Genomic DNA, 16,633 nt, shown 5'->3' on the forward strand with positions numbered 1-16,633 from the left:
TACAAGCTTTCTGAAAGAAAGCTACATCGGAAGCATCCGCTATCTCCGGATTTTCCCCTTTCAAAAAGGGATTCAAAGAAATCCGGGGATAACAGCGATCGGAAGGTTGTTCTGTCATCGTAGTAGCTTGTGTAAATAACGAAAGCAAAGATGCATCTGCTGCGTGTAGATGCGTCTTTTTTGTGCCAAAATGCTTCAATTTGGAGGTGGTGAGAAAAAAATATGAATTTACTTGAAAAAAAGTATTGCATATAAGTTTAGTCGGAATTATATTAATGGTATAAGGTCTAGACCATATACAGATCGGAGTGTTTAGATGTCCAGTACGTTTTCATTTCGTTTTGAGAAAGTATCCACCAAAAAGGTTAGTGAATTCATTAGGGAGCAACTGGAAGAAGCCATTATTTTGAAAGAATTGATGAGTGAAGAACAGCTTCCAGCCGAGCGAGATCTGGCAGAAATTTTTAACGTAAGCCGCATTACCGTTCGTGAGGCACTCTCTTCACTGGAAGAGAAAGGCTTGATTGAGAAAAGGGTGGGTGCCAAAGGCGGAACATTTGTATTGCCTCTGACAGCCAATTCGCATAAACGGACCAGAGAAGAAATTAAACGGGATTGGTCACAGATGCTGAAGGTGTTTGAATATCGAACCATCATCGAGCCGGAGGGAGCTTTCCTCGCTGCTGAGCGGATCACCGCAGGCGAACTGGAGCTGCTTGAGGGTTACATGGAACAAAGTATAGAGCCAGACTGCACAAGGGAATGGTTCAGAGCGCTGGATGTGAAATTTCATCTGGCCATCGCCAAAGCGTCTGGGAATCCATACTGCGAGAGAGCTGTCAGACAGATCCGGACGAAAATTAATCCGGCGCTCGACTTGATGCCTTATGATGACCGGATACGTACCGTCAATCACGGTGTACATATGGAGATTCTTGAAGCATTGAAAGCCCATGATAGCATCAAGTCTAAGGAGACGATGAAAAGGCATATCGAATTCTCGGCGGATGCAATCTATGCCCGTTTGGTTTCTGAATCGGACAAAAATGAAGGGAATGACAGCGAATGAATCGTTCAGAACTAATACAGCTGGCTCAGCCACTACAAGCCCAGTTAAGTGCTTGGCGCAGAGATTTACATCGCCATCCGGAAATCGGTTACGAGGAGCATCGCACATCCGCTATCGTAGCTGAGCATCTGGAAAGCCTGGGGCTGGAAGTTACACGTAATGTCGGACAGACCGGGGTTACAGGCCTGCTTCGCGGAGAGACCGATGGACCAACCTTTGCTTTGCGCGCGGACATGGATGCCCTACCAATCCAGGATCAGAAAGCGGTGGAATACCGCTCGCAAGTGGAAGGCAAAGCGCATCTGTGTGGACATGACGCTCATACCTCCATCCTGATGGGTGCAGCCCAGCTGCTTACTGGTCTTGGAAGACCGAAATCAGGCAATATCAAATTTATTTTCCAGCCAGCAGAAGAGGGACTTGCAGGTGCAAGAGCCATGATCCAGGACGGTGTTCTGGAGAATCCGAAGGTTGATGCCATCGCAGGATTACACATGACACCTGGACAGAACACGGGAACCTTGGGTGTAAGTCAGGGCGTTGCGTTTGCGTCAGCTGATCCCTTGATCATCAAGGTGTTTGGTAAGGGTGGCCACGCAGCTCGTCCGCATGAGGGCATTGACGCGATCGCGGTATCCGCTCAGGTCATCACCGCATTGCAAAATATCGTCAGTCGGATGGTTGATCCACTTGAACCGGCAGTAGTCACGATTGGCAAAATCACCGGAGGTTATATGGGAACAGCCATCGCCCCGGAAGTGGAGATGATCGGTACGGTTCGTACACTCTCACCTGCCATTCGTGAGCGGATGCCAGCTTTGATCGAGCAGGTTGTTAAAGGTGTCTGTGATTCTTTTGGAGCAGGATGCGAAGTTGTCTACGGCGATGGATACCCTGTTGTCGTGAATGATCTCGGCATGGTTGACCTGCTAACAGAGACTTGTGATCAGGTTAATGCGGAGAAGGGATGGACTTATATCAAACCCTCCACAGGGGGCGAGGACTTTGCCTTTTATTGTGAACAGATTCCGGGTGTGTTTTTCAGACTAGGATCTGGGAATGATGAGGAACGTACTCGCTATCCACTCCACCATCCCATGTTTGATCTTGATGAGACAGCGATGCCTTATGGTGTAGGCATGTTGTCTGCAGTAGCACTTGAATTTTTGGCAAGGAATACAACTTCTGAGGGGGAGCAATCACAATGAAAAAAAGACAATGGACAGGCTTGTGGATCACGTTACTGGCAGTCGTAATGGTACTCAGCGCTTGCGGAGGAAAATCGACAAGCACGAATGATAGTTCCGCAACAGAAGGAACGGGCAGTGGAAGCGCAAGTACAATACTGACCGTTGCTGCAGCAACAGACATTGAGAGTTTCGATCCGCACAACAATAACAACACCTCCAGTGAAGCGGTTCTGGTCAACGTTTTCGATTATCTGATCAAAAATGACAGTGAACAGAAAAAAGTTGCGGGACTTGCGACATCATGGGATCAGGTTGATGATACAACATGGAGATTCAAGCTGCGTGAAGGTGTTACCTTCCACAATGGCGATCCATTCACTTCAGCAGATGTAAAATACACGCTGGAGCGCGTAGCCAAGGACGAGACACTGAAACAAAACAGTTATTTCAAAAATATCGTAGAAGTTAAAGCGGTGGATGACTATACCGTAGACATTATCACAGATGGTCCAGATCCATTGCTCCTGAATCGTCTGTCCAAAATGGGAGCAGGCATTCTGCCAGCAAAATATATTGCGGATAAAGGATTCGATGCTTTCCTGAAACAACCGGTAGGCACAGGCCCTTACAAGTTCAGTAAATGGACCAAAGATGATCGTGTGGAATTGGTGAAAAACGAGAACTACTTCGACGGTGAACCAAAATGGAATGAAGTGGTATTCCGCGTTATTCCTGAAGCCTCCACACGCGTATCCGAATTGCTTGCTGGTGGTGTAGATGTGGCGTCTTCCATTCCGTCCACCGACATTGCCCGGATCGAAGGCGAAGCAGATAAAAAGATTGTCAAAGCGCCAATCCAACGTGTGCTTCAGTTGATCTTCCGTCAGACAGAAGGCAGCATCACGGCTGATCCGAAAGTACGTGAAGCGATTGACCTGGCTATCGACAAACAAGGAATCGTGGACAGCATTGCCGGCGGAGCAGGTATCGTAACCCGCACGTCTGTAACTCCAGGCAACTTCGGTGCTGATCCTTCATTGTACAAAACGTCACTCTATGACCAGGAAAAAGCCAAACAGCTCCTGCAAGAAGCTGGCTATGCAGAAGGTGAAGCTGAGATGACCATCTCCGTTTCTGCACAGTACAAAGAACAAGCTGAAGTTGTTGCAGCCATGCTGGAACAAGCCGGATTCAAAATCAACCTGGATGTCCTGGAAGCAAGTGCATTCAGTGAACGTTACAGCTCCAAATCATTCAAAGAAATCTTCATGATTGGTATCGGTAACTCCTTGTTCGATGCTTCGAATAACTACAATCGTTATATGTTGGAAGAAGCAAAAGGCGAGTCGGATTACAACAATCCTGAAGTAGAAAAACTGCTTCAATCGGCACTGGTGAACATGGACCCTGCGTCTCGTGAGAAAGAGTATCAACAAGTACAACAGATCTTCTCTGAAGAACGCCCAGCCGTATATCTGTACCAAATGGAAGGTGTCTACGGAACAAATGCTAAAGTGAACTTCGCGCCGCGCAGTGACGAGATGTTCTATGCTGACGAGATTACACCTGTGGCACAGTAACATCGGGTATAACACCGGTCATTGAAAAGATAGGCCGTGAACGGCAGGGACTGGATAACCATGTTCCTGCCGTTCTTTTTTAAAAGGGAGGTGAACAAGGAATGGGCAAATACGTTCTTAAGTCATTACTACAGATCATTCCGGTGCTGTTCATTGTTTCATTAATTGTGTTCATTTTGGTTCGAGTTACCGGTGATCCGGTTGCGCTAATGTTGCCTGAAACGGCTACCGCTGAAGATCGTGCTGTCTTGACGCAGGCACTTGGTTTGGACCAGCCTTTATATACGCAATACGTGAAGTTTCTGGGCAGTGCGATACAGGGAGACTTTGGTCAGTCTTTTCGCTACAATCAGCCTGCGTTAGAGCTGGTGCTGGAGAGATTACCTGCCAGCTTTGAACTGGCTGTAGCCGCCATGTTTTTTGCCGTACTTATGGCTGTGCCACTTGGCGTCATTTCAGCTGTGAAACGCAATACGTTTACCGATCTCATCATTTCAGGAATATCCGTTATTGGTAAGGCGATGCCAAACTTCTGGATGGGGATTATGCTTATCCTCTTGTTCTCCGTCATGCTGGGCGTATTGCCGGTATCTGGTCGCGGAGGGTTGTCACATCTGATCTTGCCGGCATTCACGCTTGGCGTTGGACTGGCCGCGCAGATGACCCGGCTGATTCGCTCCAGCATGCTGGAGATTCTGAATCAGGACTATATTCGAACAGCCCGCAGCAAGGGGCTTGGCCGAATGGTTGTCATTGTGAAACATGCATTTCGGAATGGATTGATTCCGGTCGTGACAATTATGAGTTTGCAGTTTACAAGTCTGATCGGGGGAACCTTGATTACGGAAACGGTATTCTCCTGGCCTGGACTGGGTCAATTGCTGGTCGTTGCAGTCAACACACATGATATGGCGATTGTACAGGCAGCGGTGTTTGTCATTGCCTTTATCGTTGTGATAATCAACATCTTGACGGATGTGGCTTACAGGCTGCTTGATCCGCGCATCAAATACGATTAGAAGGAGGTGCAATCATATGACAGGCAGCAATGAAATGCCAATTCCGGGTACGGAACAGGAACAAGACAATGGGCGTGCACCAACGGGATTTCGTTATATCTGGCAACAACTGATCATCAGCAAGACCGGAATGTTTGGTGCTGTGCTTGTATTGTTGGTTGTGTTAATTGCCATAGGTGCACCTCTATTGACGAGTCATGATCCGGCGGCGGTTAATCCGCTCAATCGACTTAAACCACCAGCGTGGCTTGAGGGCGGAACGGCCGAATACTGGCTGGGTACCGATAATCTGGGTAGAGACATGTGGAGTCGAATTGTATATGGTGCCCGAGTTTCATTAATCGTGGGGATGGGTGCCGTGATTGTGTCAGGAATCATTGGCGCGATTCTGGGGCTGGTATCCGGATTCTACGGGAAATGGCTGGATGCAGTCATCATGCGTGTAGGTGATGCATTCATGGCGATTCCAACCATTCTGTTCATGCTTGTTGTGATGGCGATTGTTGGCCCGGGTATTACAACGTTGATCTTTGTCATCGGGGTGACGAACTGGGTTCCATTCACCCGTGTGGTAAGAAGTGAAGTACTAAGTATCAAAGAGCGGGATTTTGTTCATGCGGCCAGATCGATTGGCGCGAAGAATGGAAGATTGATTCTGAAACACATTCTGCCGAATATCCTTTCATCCTTTATTGTAATCTGCGGTATGAATGTCGGCACGACAATTATTATGGAAGCTTCACTCAGTTTCCTGGGTCTAGGTATCAAACCACCTGATGTATCCTGGGGAGGGATGCTCAGTGATGGCAGACAATACGTTGCAACAAGCTGGTGGGTCGCTACATTCCCGGGACTAGCCATCACATTTACCGTACTCGGTGTTATTTTCCTTGGAGATTGGCTGCGTGATGTGCTTGATCCACGTACGGAGACAACCCATAAATAAACGGAGAAGGGAGCCATCAATATGAATCAAAGACCAATTATGCCGGAGGATCTGAGTCACTACCGTTGGATAAGTCAGCCGGTGATTAGTGCTAACGGACAAGTGGCTTATGTGGAACAGACCATAGATCAGGATAAAAACGAATATAATACACAAATTCGAGGAATTTCGCTCGATGGTGATGAAGATATTGCACTTTCGGATGGAACAAAAGATTCCTCACCTGCTTGGTCGCCTGATGGCACACAGCTCACATTCATTCGCTCAGTGGATGGGGGTAAAGGACTATGGTCGCTCCAGTCAGATCAAAAAGAGACTGTCATGCTGATATCTCCCACACGTAAAATATTGAGTTATATCTGGTCGCCGAACGGGCAGTACATTGCGTTTACCAGCAAAGTACAACCGGAGGACCAACAGAAGAAAGCAGACGCACATCAGGAGTCTGCATCTGTGCTGCGAGGTAAAGTCTTCGAGCGCACAACTCCGAAGGCGGAAGGGTCTGGCTGGTGGGACGGTCAATACAGCCAGTTGTTTGTATATGAGATTAAAAGCGGGGAAATCACACAGGTGACTTCCGGGCTATGGAATATCAGTGCCCCGGTATGGTCGCCAGATAGCCAGCAGCTTTCTTTCATTTCGAAGCAAGTAGAGGATGAGGAGCTTGATACGGATCTGCTGTACTTTACGGATATATACAGCGTTCGATTGGGAGAGCGTGATCTGTTCAAAGTGACGGATTCCAGTCTGGCGATAAGCCAATTCTCTTATTCGTCCGACGGGCAGCAGCTGATCCTGATCGCCAGTGATCGTGAGTATGGAAGCGGGAGCCACAACAGCTTATACGCTGTTCCCGTTCATCGAGGTATACCCAGGCCAATCGCACCTCAATTAGATATGCAGATTGGTAACGCGGCGCTTGGAGATATGAAGTCGGCAGGTGCGTCACCTTCTCCTGTCTCGGATGCCAATCATCCCGAACGCGGTGTATATGTACTCGGAACACATAACGGGAATGTGGACGTGTACCGTATTCAAGAAGATGGGGCATGTCAATTGGTGACGGGCGCTGGTGAAAAGGATGTTTATCAGTATACCTTAACACCAGATGGTACCTCGCTGGTTATCGCTGCATTGACAGATGGACATCCTGGAGAGTTATATCACGTGGATATCAACAGTGGTGAAATGTTCAGACTCACCCGGCGAAATGATGAATTCATGGCTGGATTGGCTGTAAATGTGCCAGTTCGTGTAGAGTTTACGTCCTCCGATGGATGGCCGCTTCAAGGTTGGTTAGCCACACCGACAATACGTGACACCAATGGGAAACTGCCACTGATTTTGCAGATTCATGGTGGACCCCACGCAATGTATACGGGAACATATAGTCATGAGATGCAAACACTCGTTGCGCAAGGTTACGCTGTGTTATGGATCAATCCTCGCGGAAGTATGGGATACGGTCAGGAGTTTGCCAGAGCTTGCCGTGGCGACTTTGCCGGAGGGGATTACCGGGATCTTATGGAAGCTGTTGATTATGCCCTGGCTACATACGATTTCCTTGATGCATCACGTCTGGGTGTAGCGGGTGGCAGTTATGGCGGAGTGATGACCAACTGGATTGTAGCGCATACCCACCGTTTCAAGGCGGCTGTAACCCAGCGTTGCATCTCCAACTGGTTGTCCATGTATGGAACGAGCGATATCGGAATTTCCTATGTTGAGGGAGTCATTGGTGGTAATCCGGCGGAAAACGCTGAATTCCTGTGGTCCCGCTCACCACTAGCTCATGCACACCACATTGAGACGCCACTTCTGATTATGCACGGAGAGCAGGATTATCGGACACCGATTGCACAAGCGGAGGAATTATATACTACGCTAAAACGATACGGCAAAAAAACCAAACTGATTCGTTACCCGGGTTCCAACCACAGTTTGCTAAAAAGCGGTAAACCTTCATTACGTATCGATAGCTTCGAACAGGTGAATGCCTGGTTCAATCAGTACCTCGGGAATGAGGAGGGCGAGCAATGAGTCGAACTCAGCTGTCCATTCCTGTAGGGCTTCTTGTAGAGAATGTTCTGACAAGTGGGGAACCCAAAGAAGTGATTATTGAATGTTTACAACGTCGAGACTATTCCCGGTTGTTGCCTCTGGTTAAGGAATCCGCGATGGACTTTGATGAAAGACTACAGACAGCAGCTGATATCGGAGACGATTGGGAAAAGGCGATACGTCAAGGTTATGAGTTCAAGTTTTTGCATATTAACGGGTTGAAACGATTGCTCGATTTCCGGTTTGACCGTAAGGTGGATCGGGATTACGTTCAAGATGAGTTGTCTCTGAAGCATATTCAACTGACCGCAGAAGAGATTGAATTGCTGCAATCGTTAATTAGCAGGCAATGGCTCGTGCAAGAAGAAGAAACAGAGGCGGCAGAAGAAGGTAAAACAGAGACCAGGCCATCCTCCCACATTCCTGTCCGTATTCAATTGAAATTACCATAGTATGATTAACAGAAGCCGCGATGATCGCGGTTTTTTTGCTATTTACAGGTAGAAATGAGGACGACTGCATTCAAAAGTTGAAATCGGACTCTTCATGATTTATATTTATATTAAATGATATTATTATCTATCAAAAAATGCAGGCATAAAGAGGGGGACCTAAGATGTCCATTCAAAATGTTTTTGGGAAAATTCAAATATCGGATGATGTGATCTCCAAAATTGTCGGCAAGATCGCGAATACCACCAGTGAGATTTCATCCATGTCGACAGGACTTGTAGAAGGTATCACCAAAAAGTGGAGTGGGAAAAGTCTGCAAAATGGCATAGCCATCCGCAAGGTAGAATCAAGACTGGAGATAAACTTAAAGGTTGTCGTTTGTTATGGAACAAAAGTGCATGAAGTCTGCAGGGAATTGCAACACAATGTGAGATTACATGTGGAACAGCTGACCGGATTAACCATTGATACGGTGAATGTGATCGTTGAGGGGTTATCATTCAACCAACCTGATGCGAGGTTTTAGTCCAATTTCAGCTACATAGAGGAGTGACAGCGATGAATAAGATTTCCATAATAAAAGCCAGTCCACAATCATTAGTCGGCGGGCAACTAAATCAGATGGCACTTGAATATATGGCCTATTCGCTTGCAGGTACCAAGGATAAAGGCATTATTGAGAAAACATTCAACAAGTTATGGCGTTCGAATCAGAACCGATTCAGTCACCAATATGCTTATGAAGCTAAAATGGGTAACCAAACGCTGGGCATGATCATGTGTTATCCGACCACTATAATGAACAAACTTGCTTTGCCAACGTTCTCCAAACTGTTTGAACTTCGTAAATGGAGCCTGATTAAGTATAATCTCCAACACTGGAAAGAGTTTTACTCCATGGTGACATTAAAAGAAGCGGAGGACGACGAGTACCACATCGGAACATTGGCTACCTTACCTGAAAGTAGAGGACTTGGTGTAGGGACACACCTCATTCATTTTGCTGAGGAGCAAGCTATAACACAAGGTCTGTCCAAATCTTCACTTACGGTTAAAAAGGAAAATCTACTAGCTATTAAACTCTACGAGCGTTTGGGATACCAGAGAGTAGGGGAAATCAATAAACCGTCGTTATCCCTGTACAGGATGTCCAAAAAACTGGTGTAATGTTTTCTGATACGAATAGAAAAAAGCAGTAAACTGGAGAGTTTCACATATATAAGCCTACATTTGAACAGTTAAAAGTGTGAGCTGGAGGGGCGCTTTATGCGTCCCTTTTTTAGTTTTCAGATTTTTCTCATAAAAAAAGTAACTTGACTTTTGTGGGTGATTAAGCAGGTACTTGACAGGGGTGTGGTATAGTATAAAAAGTTCTTTAATGAAGTAAGACGGAGAAATATACAATGTGGGGTGTAACCAGTGTATCAATATAAGGATCAGGAATATGAAGAAGTACATTTTGAGGGACGTGATCTGCGCTATGGAGAACTCATAAGCTGTGTTTTCAAGCAGTGTACATTTATGAACGCTTCTATGGAAGAAATCGAAACGAGTAACTGTCGTTTTATCGAGTGTGACTTCAAAGGGGCTTCCATGAATGGTTCGATTCATACGGAATCGGCTTTTGAAAACTGCACCTTTGGTGGTGCAAATCTCTTTGCTTCCAAATTCAGCTCCTGCAAGATGACAGGCTCAGACTTTTCAGGTGCGCAAATGGATGGCATCACACTAAGTCACGGCGATTGGTCCTATACAAATCTGAGACATACACGTTTGGGGAAACAGGATCTGCGAGGAATTCGTTTCTTTGAGGCTGACTTTACGGACACGGATTTCACCAAAGCGGATTTGAGAGACTGTGATCTTACCCGAGTTGTATTAAGCAGAGCCAAGCTGCAAGGGGCCGATCTAAGAGGGGCTAACCTGGAAGGAATCGATCTGAAATCACTGGATATCAAAGGCGTACGTTTGGATCGCGAACAAGCCGTTCTGTTTGTACGCTCGTATGGTGCGAAAGTAGATTGAGTTGAACATACACAGCAGCAAGCCGCCCTTAAGGCGGCTTTTTTGACGTTAAAGCTTTCCCATTCAAGCAAATTGGCAGGAATAAGAGATCTAAACAAGAAGTAGTTAACATAAGTTTCAACTAAAAGGAGGTTATCATGACCGTCACATTAATTACTATTGTTGCTATTATTGTCTTTGGGCTTATAACAGGCACAATCACTACAATTATGGCATTTAAACTGCTACGTAACAATAAAGAGAATCAGCATCTTCGAAAGAGCATTCTGATGGACGGAATTCCAGCAGAAGCGATTATTCATGATATTGTACAGACTTCATCCAGTATGGATGGAAGGCCAGGGGTACGACTGGATTTGACTGTAACCCAAGTGGACGGCCGCACCTTCCCAACAATTGTAGAGACGTATATTCCAATCACACATATTTCCCACTTTCAGAAAGGGAATGTCATTAACGTAAGATACATTGCGATGGGGAATGAACGAAAAGTTGAGGTAGAGGATGCTTATGCTCCGTAACGTGTATCAATGGCTTGATTTAGGAGGATATTTTTTTGAAATTAATTAAAACATATGATGTGGATCTAAGTGAAGAATGGTCAACTCTTCTTCAAGAATTACTTGTTGCCAGTTTTCCGGAAGTTTATCCGAAAGACAGATTGTTTTTTAAGCAAATACCACAGGGCAGAGTACTGGCATTTGCCCCAGATAACCAATTAGTTGGGCATGTAGGAATAGATTACAGGATAATGAATTTAAATGGAAAACCCATAAGAGTGTTAGGGATCATCGATTTGTGTGTTTCTTCTGCTATTCGCTCTCAGGGAATCGCTTCTTTGTTAATATCCGAAGTGGAAAGGATGGCCAAAGGGCGTGTTGATTTTGTCCTTTTATTTGCAGATCATGAGGAATTGTATAGCAAAAATGGATTCAAAACGGTAAGCAACACATGTAAGTGGTTGAAAATTGATCATGAAACCTTAACCACAGTTGGAGTTGGGCATCAAGAGGTGGAGGGGTTAATGATTAAAGAAGTTGGAAGCATGCCATGGAGTGAAGGAGAACTCGATTTTTTAGGATATTTATATTAATCTTTACTCGCCAAGATTGAAGAAGGGCGCCTTGACCCATATCGTATTCCATGTTACGTTTTCTGTATTAAATTTTGAACTTTCAAAGGGGGGATAGAGTCATGACTGAATTAGAGGTTGTGGATGTTTATGTGGACCTGTCAACGAACATGAACAGTGGCATGGTTCACAATATGACTAATCAGAATCCGACACTTTGTCCTCCTATGCATAGATCTACTTGGCGTTGAGTAGTTTATCGCCAGGTTTCTTTATTGTATAAGCGAATCTACATTCTGATTATGTTCAAATATTAAAGTGAGGGAATCCATGCCATGTTCGATGGTGAAATCCCGTCAGTTTACTTTTATATTTCACATAAAAAGGATGATCTGCATGTCTTTAATTAACGTTACCAACCTGACCTTTGCCTATGATGGCAGTTACGATAATATATTTGAAAATGTTAGTTTTCAGTTAGACTCCGATTGGAAATTGGGTTTTACCGGCAGGAACGGCAGAGGCAAAACAACCTTCCTCAATCTGTTGCTCGGTAAATATGAATACAGCGGACATATCTCTGCGAATGTTAGCTTTGAATACTTTCCTTTCCAGGTAGAGAATAAGGGAGCCATGACGGTCGATGTCATCGGCGAGATTCATCCTGAATATCTGCACTGGCAAGTTGTACGCGAGTTTAACCTGTTGAAGGTGTCGGAAGATGTATTGTATCGGCCTTTCGACACGTTATCCAACGGAGAACAAACAAAGGTGATGCTGGCTGCCTTGTTCCTGAAGGACAATCGGTTTCTGCTCATTGATGAACCAACCAATCATCTTGATCTTCATGCGAGAGAAATCGTAGGTGATTATCTCCGCAGCAAGAGTGGATTTATTTTGGTGTCTCATGATCGATCCTTCCTGGATCAAAGTGTAGACCACATCCTTTCCATCAATAAGAGCAACATCGAGATTCAGAAAGGCAATTTCTCCGCTTGGTGGGAAAATAAAAGAAGGCAAGATCAGTTTGAACTTGCGAGTAATGAGAAATTAATAAAAGATATCAAGCGTTTATCCGATTCTGCCAAACGGACCGGCGGATGGTCGCATGAAGTCGAAAAGACCAAAAATGGTACAAGAAACTCCGGTTCCAAGGTGGATAAAGGATATATTGGGCATAAGGCTGCCAAAATGATGAAACGTTCCAAAAATATTGAACAAAGGCAGCAATCTGCGATTCAAGATAAGTCTAAACTTCTCAAAAATATCGAGAGTGCAGAACGACTGCAGATCCATCAGCTGGATTTTCACAAGCATGAACTTGTCGAATTGGAACATGTGTCGATATCGTACGGGGCCAATACGGTGTGCAAGGATGTCAGTATCACGGTTGAAAAAGGAGATCGTATTGCCCTTTACGGTAAAAATGGATCTGGCAAATCCAGCATTCTTAAACTGATCTGTGGTGAAGATATTGCTTATACAGGTCTTTTCCGAAAGGATCATCAGCTTAAAATCTCGTATGTATCGCAGGACACGTCCGATCTTGGAGGGCATTTATCTGAGTATGCGGCCACACACGGGATTGATGAAAGCCTGTTTAAATCAATACTTCGAAAGTTGGATTTTTCCAGACTGCAATTGGAGAAAGATATCTCAACGTTTAGCGCAGGTCAAAAAAAGAAAGTGCTCATTGCCAAAAGTCTTAGTGAGAAAGCTCATCTGCATATTTGGGATGAACCACTCAACTTTGTAGATGTCATTTCACGTATGCAGATCGAAGACTTATTGCTGGAATACTCGCCAACCCTGCTTTTTGTAGAACATGATCGTGAATTTTGTACCAATATTGCAACAAGAATCATTGAACTATGAGTATTAACAAAGAACAATTCCTTGTTAGGAGCCGCCATATGGCGGCTCTTAAACTTTACATATTCTCATATCTCGATCAACCATATAAAAGTTGTTTGTTACACGCACACATTGGTATGGTCAGGAAGTATGCTATAATTTTATGGTCTAATCCAATCATATGATGGATGAACAGATCAATTGTTGAACTATACTCGCTAAGAGGTGTAATACCAATGAAAAAAGAAATGACTACAATCAAACAAACCAGGCTCAATTCCATTTTGGACGAGGCCACCAAGTTGCTGATTGAAAAACCGAATGCTTCCATGAATGAAATTGCAGAATCTGCAAAAATCGGTATTGCGACTTTACATCGATATGTGGAAAGCCGCGAACAGCTCATGGTTCATCTAGGATTACGCGCAATCGAGGTGGTCAGTGAGACTATGCAACAAGTTCAACTGGATGAAGAGCACTGTGAAAAGTACATACCTGAGCTGATTGAGGCGCTGATTCCATTGGGCGACAAAATATATTTTCTGGCTCATGACACCACCATTAACTATAATCCAGAGATTGAGGGAGCAGATCTGAAACTGAGAGAACCGGTACTGCATGCAGTCGGTCTGTTACAACAAAAAGGTTATTTCCGCTCCGATCTTGATAAAACCTGGATTGTTGATGTGCTGTATTCCATCATGTTCCTGACGTGGCAGCAGGTTGTAAGTGGTCACATCGCGAGAAAAGCAGCCCCCGCGCTTGTAGTAGACACGTTTTATCATGGGTTTAAGCAGAAGTGAAAATTAGGAGTGAGAATAAACCCAACAGCATTAGCTCGATAATGATGACCAAATGATTTCATAAAGTCGCTAATTTAGCGGCTTTTTTTGCTTGTTTACATGTACAAATACCTGTTCAAGCAGAGACATTGAACTAATCTATTCTAGGTATCCGAGAATTTAGCAAAACCAACTATAAACAAAATGAACGATTACATAACATTATTTGTCTTATTAATGAAAACACGGCAAAGGGGGGGATAGAATGACTGACAGAGAAATTTTTGAATTGTACAAAGAGCAAGTTTATTATTTCTGTTATTATCTGATGAAGAATCAAGCAGATGCTGAGGACATTTGCCAAGAAGTATTTGTCAAAGTTATTTTGGCTGACAGAACTAAGGTAAGGAACATGAAATCATGGATATTGCGAATTGCTTCAAATGAGTGTCATAGCGTTATGAGAAGACGGAAATCTGGATGGTTGAAAGAAATGCGGCATTATTTGTTGTCCAAATCCCAGAGTTATAACCCTGTGGAAGAGGGTGTGTACCATAGGGAAACAAAAGAAGAGCTACGAGGATTATATAGTGGGCTTCCTGACAAGATTAGGACGGTTGTTGTCCTTCGATTTATCAATGATTTGACTGTACCTGAGATATCTAAAGTTATGAACATACCTGAAGGGACTGCAAAATCCAGATTAAACAAAGGATTAAAACTTCTCAATAAAATGGTTGAACCTCAACTAAAGGAGCTGAGTAATAATGAATCAGTATAATAAGGAAAAAAATATATCTCATCCGGATTATGATTTGATGTGGACAACCATTGAAAAAGAAGCACATAAACGACGAGTCAATCTGAAATCTTCACAAAAGCCTACTGGATATCGAGCTAAAGCAATTCCTATAAGCATCCTTTTTACTTTTTTCTTACTTGTTGCTATTCCTGTATTCGCCAGTATGACGATTGATTGGGATCGAATCGGAGGCCGGGGCGTCGCAAGCGCAATAAATAATGGTATCGGTCAGCAATATGATCTTCAGTCCGCTAGTTCAGGTGTGACAATGAATCTAAGCGGTGTTGTAACAGATGGAGAAAAAATGAAGATGCTCATATCTCTGGACACATCAATCGATCTTTCAAAGTATACGGGGTTTGCTACGGAGAAAAATATCTTAAAAGATGAGTCCGATTCGAAGGCGAAAGTATATGGTTCCTTAGGATACGATCCTGAGAGCCAAAAACTCATTGGGGTCTATGAAACACCTGATACATTAAAGGATGGTACGAAAGAATATAGATTCGAAGCGCAAAATCTTGTTTTTTACCGGGATAGGGATGTTTCCTTAAAGTCATCTCTTACTGTTGGAGATACGATAGTCACTGGAGTTACGCAATATCCAACGATCCATATTGAATCCGTTAACCATTCGGCAAATCAAACCGTTATTCGTTATAAAATTGCTTCATCCCCATCTGATATGGGACGAGGTAATCCTCACTTGGTAGTACATGAAGGCTCTCAAGTGTTAGAGGCAATTCCAACCTTGTTGCCCAGTAAAGATACAGGTTTGTTGATTGAACAGGTTTTCGATATAACCGAAAAAGAATGGACAAATGCGAATCTTCATCTCGGTTATATTGAAGAAGCAGAGCGTATATTGGCAACTTGGAAGTTTGATTTTGTAGCAGATGGAAAAAAAGCAAGTGAGTCTATTTACACTAAAAAATTGTATAACAATCCTAAATTCCAAGAAAAAACAGGCGTCACTTTAGATCAACTCAAAATAACTCCCTTGGATCTCCAGGTTCTAATTGATGAAGAGGGTTCGCTTAAAAAAGGTATTATTCATTACAATACAGCCCAGTTAGTTATAGATGATAATACAATAACTGGGGGGAAAACTTTGATAGGAAACGATCGCGGCGGTTATCAGCATTTATTCCAATTTGAATCCCCTGAGTGGTATCAAAACTGGTCTGATGTTCCAATGAAACTCATCTTAAAAGATGCCGTTGTTGAGAAACGAGATACCACTAAAAACTGGATTCATTTAAATGAACCCAAGAAACAAAAGCAGTACACCAAACTTACTGTCGATGGACTTGAAATACAATTCTCTTATTATAGGGATGGGGAGAATTTAATTGTAGAGTCATACTCCAAAACACCTAGTTTCAGAGGTGTGAACCAAACTACGTTACGTATTAACGGCAAAGAAGTGGTACCTGAAGTTACACCTAAGGGCATGGTATCTTCGGGAATTTACATTGATACCTACAAAGGTATTCCACTTGACGGAAGGATTGAACTAAATCCTGGGATATATAAATATAGCGATCCACACCGAAACGTAGAAGTTAAACTATAAGGTAAATTTATTTAAAAAGTCAGGCTAGAACGTTCAATTGAATACGCATATAATTGCGAACACCCCAAAAAAGTCGAATGTATCGTTAGATACACAGACTCTTTGAGGGTGTTTTTTTGCGTTCACAAAAGCGTTTCTCAGTGCGCAAGCTGCAAAAACTTGATTTTCTCACATATTCAAATATTAACAGAGTTCAGAATTTAA

Annotated in this window: 16 protein-coding genes; all 16 read left to right on the forward strand. The window is 43.8% G+C overall.

The window, feature by feature from the left end; all coding sequences use genetic code 11:
• Positions 1-316 precede the first annotated feature (316 nt).
• The 16 genes from F0220_RS14010 to F0220_RS14085 all read left to right on the forward strand — a co-directional run bounded on the left by F0220_RS14010 (position 317) and on the right by F0220_RS14085 (position 16,429).
• The gene (locus F0220_RS14010) at positions 317-1,069 is read left to right on the forward strand and encodes a FadR/GntR family transcriptional regulator (RefSeq protein ID WP_091016565.1); all 753 of its coding nucleotides are present in this window, start codon (positions 317-319) and stop codon (positions 1,067-1,069) included.
• Complete coding sequence (locus F0220_RS14015) at positions 1,066-2,277, forward strand: M20 metallopeptidase family protein (RefSeq protein ID WP_091016564.1); 1,212 nt, start codon at positions 1,066-1,068, stop codon at positions 2,275-2,277. Before F0220_RS14010 ends, F0220_RS14015 begins: the two co-directional genes overlap by 4 nt.
• Entirely contained in the window at positions 2,274-3,839 is a 1,566-nt protein-coding gene (locus F0220_RS14020; protein ID WP_105598600.1) for an ABC transporter substrate-binding protein, read from the forward strand. Before F0220_RS14015 ends, F0220_RS14020 begins: the two co-directional genes overlap by 4 nt.
• Positions 3,840-3,940: 101 nt before the next feature.
• A complete protein-coding gene (locus tag F0220_RS14025; RefSeq protein WP_105598601.1) occupies positions 3,941-4,858 on the forward strand; it encodes an ABC transporter permease in 918 nt (305 codons plus the stop codon).
• Between the two features lie 16 nt (positions 4,859-4,874).
• Positions 4,875-5,804: an ABC transporter permease gene (locus tag F0220_RS14030; protein ID WP_091030896.1), complete on the forward strand. Its 930-nt coding sequence runs from the start codon at positions 4,875-4,877 to the stop codon at positions 5,802-5,804.
• A gap of 21 nt (positions 5,805-5,825) precedes the next feature.
• Positions 5,826-7,844 (forward strand): alpha/beta hydrolase family protein, encoded by a 2,019-nt coding sequence (locus F0220_RS14035; protein ID WP_149846593.1) that lies wholly within the window; start codon positions 5,826-5,828, stop codon positions 7,842-7,844.
• Positions 7,841-8,317, forward strand: coding sequence for a hypothetical protein (locus tag F0220_RS14040; RefSeq protein ID WP_105598603.1), 477 nt, complete (start codon positions 7,841-7,843; stop codon positions 8,315-8,317). The genes F0220_RS14035 and F0220_RS14040 overlap by 4 nt, the downstream gene beginning before the upstream one ends.
• 164 nt (positions 8,318-8,481) lie before the next feature.
• Complete coding sequence (locus tag F0220_RS14045) at positions 8,482-8,844, forward strand: Asp23/Gls24 family envelope stress response protein (protein WP_091016552.1); 363 nt, start codon at positions 8,482-8,484, stop codon at positions 8,842-8,844.
• A 32-nt stretch (positions 8,845-8,876) separates the two neighbouring features.
• Entirely contained in the window at positions 8,877-9,485 is a 609-nt protein-coding gene (locus F0220_RS14050) for a GNAT family N-acetyltransferase (protein WP_091016551.1), read from the forward strand.
• Positions 9,486-9,737: 252 nt separating this feature from the next.
• On the forward strand, positions 9,738-10,343 hold the full coding sequence (locus tag F0220_RS14055) for a pentapeptide repeat-containing protein (protein WP_017688649.1): 606 nt from the start codon (positions 9,738-9,740) through the stop codon (positions 10,341-10,343).
• Between the two features lie 137 nt (positions 10,344-10,480).
• The gene (locus tag F0220_RS14060; protein ID WP_105598604.1) at positions 10,481-10,864 is read left to right on the forward strand and encodes a hypothetical protein; all 384 of its coding nucleotides are present in this window, start codon (positions 10,481-10,483) and stop codon (positions 10,862-10,864) included.
• Positions 10,865-10,899: 35 nt separating this feature from the next.
• Positions 10,900-11,436, forward strand: a complete 537-nt coding sequence (locus F0220_RS14065; RefSeq protein WP_105598605.1) for a GNAT family N-acetyltransferase — start codon at positions 10,900-10,902, stop codon at positions 11,434-11,436.
• A 375-nt stretch (positions 11,437-11,811) separates the two neighbouring features.
• Entirely contained in the window at positions 11,812-13,290 is a 1,479-nt protein-coding gene (gene abc-f / locus F0220_RS14070) for a ribosomal protection-like ABC-F family protein (RefSeq protein ID WP_105598606.1), read from the forward strand.
• Positions 13,291-13,505: 215 nt separating this feature from the next.
• Positions 13,506-14,072 (forward strand): TetR/AcrR family transcriptional regulator, encoded by a 567-nt coding sequence (locus F0220_RS14075; protein WP_105598607.1) that lies wholly within the window; start codon positions 13,506-13,508, stop codon positions 14,070-14,072.
• A gap of 244 nt (positions 14,073-14,316) precedes the next feature.
• Complete coding sequence (locus F0220_RS14080; RefSeq protein ID WP_091016540.1) at positions 14,317-14,832, forward strand: RNA polymerase sigma factor; 516 nt, start codon at positions 14,317-14,319, stop codon at positions 14,830-14,832.
• On the forward strand, positions 14,819-16,429 hold the full coding sequence (locus tag F0220_RS14085) for an RNA polymerase subunit sigma (RefSeq protein WP_105598608.1): 1,611 nt from the start codon (positions 14,819-14,821) through the stop codon (positions 16,427-16,429). The genes F0220_RS14080 and F0220_RS14085 overlap by 14 nt, the downstream gene beginning before the upstream one ends.
• Positions 16,430-16,633 lie beyond the last annotated feature (204 nt).

Origin of the sequence: Paenibacillus sp. 37, from assembly GCF_008386395.1 — a bacterium.
GTDB classification, from domain to species: domain Bacteria; phylum Bacillota; class Bacilli; order Paenibacillales; family Paenibacillaceae; genus Paenibacillus; species Paenibacillus amylolyticus_B.